Genomic DNA, 1,961 nt, shown 5'->3' with positions numbered 1-1,961 from the left:
AGGCTCGGTAGCTCAGTTGGTAGAGCAATGGATTGAAGCTCCATGTGTCGGCGGTTCGATTCCGTCTCGCGCCATTTATATATTTTGGAAGGGTAGCGAAGAGGCTAAACGCGGCGGACTGTAAATCCGCTCCTTCGGGTTCGGGGGTTCGAATCCCTCCCCTTCCATTTTACGGGCATAGTTTAAAGGTAGAACTAAGGTCTCCAAAACCTTCAGTGTGGGTTCAATTCCTACTGCCCGTGTTAATAGAATTATGGCGGGTGTGGTGAAGTGGTTAACACACCAGATTGTGGCTCTGGCATGCGTGGGTTCGATCCCCATCACTCGCCTATTTTATATTATTGGGGTATAGCCAAGCGGTAAGGCAAGGGACTTTGACTCCCTCATGCGTTGGTTCGAATCCAGCTACCCCAGTTACTATTTGCCGGCGTGGCGGAATTGGCAGACGCGCTGGACTCAAAATCCAGTGTCCGCAAGGACGTGCCGGTTCGACCCCGGCCGCCGGTATAGTATAGAGTTAAGGAACGTTGTAAATCTTCGTTCCTTTTTTATATTATTTTTGGTATAATAATAGTTATTCAAATTTTATTTAGATTATGAAAGTGTAGGGAAGTATGTCTCGTTCTATCGATTTATTAAAACATCGGTATTTGAAAAATATTAAAGAAAATCCTGAATTGTTTGTCGGGATTGAGCTGGAATATCCTGTTGTAAATTTGGAAGGGGATGCTACAGATGTTGAAGTTATCAAATACTTATTCCGATATTTAGTTTCTGCTTTTGATTTTACTGTCGAAAAGGTAGATGATTTTGGGACTCCTATTCAGTTAGTGGAGCCAGTAAGTCAGGATGCTATTTTATTTGAAGTTTCCTATACTACGATTGAGTTTGCATTTGGTAAGGCTGAAACGATACAAGAAATTGAAGAACGTTTTAGTATTTATATGGGAGCAATCCAGAAGAAGTTAGCTGAATCAAATCATGCTATTGTTGGCTGTGGTATTCATCCCAACTGGGATAAAAATGAGAATTGTCCAGTGGCTTATCCACGGTATCGCATGCTGATGGACTATTTGAATTTGAGTAGAAATATGGCTGAATCAGACTTGCATCATTTCCCTGAATATGGTGCTTTTATCTGTGGGAGTCAGGTTCAGTTGGATGTTTCAAAGTCTAACTACTTACGAGTGATTAATGCTTTTACCCAAATTGAAGGGGCTAAGGCTTATTTACTTGCCAATTCTGAGTTTTCAGGTGAGAATTGGGATACGAAAATTTCAAGGGATATTTTCTGGGAAGAATCGATGCATGGTATATATCCAGAGAATGTTGGTGTCAATGCTAGGCTCTTTAAAGATGAGGATGATTTTTTTGATTATCTAGATCATTCTGCAATTTTTACTGCGGAACGCGATGGGCAAACCTATTATTTTTATCCGATTCAGGCAAGGGACTATTTGGCTACAACTGAAATCCAAGCATATGCTCTTAATGGGGATGAGATTCTTATTTACCCTCAAGAGAAGGATTTTGAAACTCATCGTAGTTATCAGTACCAAGACTTAACGACTCGGGGTACAGTTGAGTTTCGTAGTGTGTGTACTCAACCTCTAGAGAGAACCTTCGCTTCTGCAGCTTTTCACTTAGGATTGTTGGTTAATTTAGATAAGTTAGAAGCTTACTTAGAAACAGCGACTTTCTTTAAAGAATTTGGGCGAAATTACAAGTTTTTAAGACGACAATTTTCTAAGAAAAAGCTTACAAATGAGGAAGAAACTGCGATTATTGAATTTTCCAAACACATACTCCTGCTAGCTTGCGAAGGACTGGAGATGAGAAATAAGCAAGAAACAAGCTATTTACAGCCTTTGAAAGAAGAATTGGGGCTAAATTCCCAAACTAACTTCCACCGTTAATCCAAGTGGAAGTTAGTCTGATAAAAATCGTAAAAACCAGTGGAA

The 1,961-nt window shown here is 40.2% G+C and carries 1 protein-coding gene and 6 tRNA genes; all 7 read left to right on the top strand.

All coding sequences use genetic code 11. From position 1 onward, the window contains the following. The first annotated feature begins 1 nt into the window (after position 1). The 7 genes from QP439_RS08855 (at position 2) to QP439_RS08825 (ending at position 1,916) form a co-directional block, all read left to right on the top strand. Positions 2-74, top strand: a tRNA-Phe gene (locus tag QP439_RS08855). A 12-nt stretch (positions 75-86) separates the two neighbouring features. Further along, positions 87-167 (top strand) — tRNA-Tyr (locus tag QP439_RS08850). A 4-nt stretch (positions 168-171) separates the two neighbouring features. Then, positions 172-242: transfer RNA gene (locus QP439_RS08845), tRNA-Trp, on the top strand. Between the two features lie 14 nt (positions 243-256). Further along, a tRNA-His gene (locus QP439_RS08840) sits at positions 257-329 on the top strand. A 13-nt stretch (positions 330-342) separates the two neighbouring features. After that, positions 343-414, top strand: a tRNA-Gln gene (locus QP439_RS08835). Positions 415-423: 9 nt separating this feature from the next. Beyond that, positions 424-507, top strand: a tRNA-Leu gene (locus QP439_RS08830). A gap of 107 nt (positions 508-614) precedes the next feature. Then, positions 615-1,916: a glutamate-cysteine ligase family protein gene (locus QP439_RS08825; protein ID WP_285389629.1), complete on the top strand. Its 1,302-nt coding sequence runs from the start codon at positions 615-617 to the stop codon at positions 1,914-1,916. Positions 1,917-1,961 lie beyond the last annotated feature (45 nt).

The sequence above is a fragment of the Streptococcus sp. UMB1203 genome (genome assembly GCF_030217725.1).
Lineage (GTDB): Bacteria > Bacillota > Bacilli > Lactobacillales > Streptococcaceae > Streptococcus.
This window is presented reverse-complemented; position numbering and strand designations above follow the sequence as displayed.